The following is a 384-nucleotide window of genomic DNA, read 5'->3' on the forward strand; positions in this document are numbered from 1 at the left end:
GCTCCGGCATGTTCCCGTCGATTAATGCGACCACGATCTCACTGGCGAATCAAGGTACTGAACTGGTCCTCAATAAAGCGCTTAGCCGCAATATGTACCTCTTCCAGATGGTCAAAGCTTGTACCCACGTCGCCATAGATTCGAGTCCAAGTTTCGCCCCCTTCTGCGCGAACGTCTCCGGTCAGTGACGGACCGTTATTTGCTCCGTTCGAGGCACCAAGGTTCACAACTCGGAAATCAAACCACTTTCCATTGACGATCATTTGCATCGATTCGGACATACAGACCTCACAGAGTTTCGTCGATCGTAGCAGACCTCACCCCCAAGCCGCGCGAATTCCGGTGCCTCGGATGCGCGGCTTCTTTTGTGGGCGGCTTGTGTAG

The 384-nt window shown here is 53.6% G+C and carries 1 protein-coding gene; it reads left to right on the forward strand.

What is annotated here, in order from left to right:
• Nucleotides 1–188, forward strand: a 188-nt coding sequence (locus tag M3175_RS24660; protein ID WP_251524641.1) for a hypothetical protein, incomplete at its 5' end; no start/stop codon positions are given.
• Nucleotides 189–384 lie beyond the last annotated feature (196 nt).

Source organism: Robertmurraya korlensis (assembly GCF_023715225.1).
In the GTDB taxonomy this organism is placed as follows: Bacteria; Bacillota; Bacilli; order Bacillales; family Cytobacillaceae; genus Robertmurraya_A.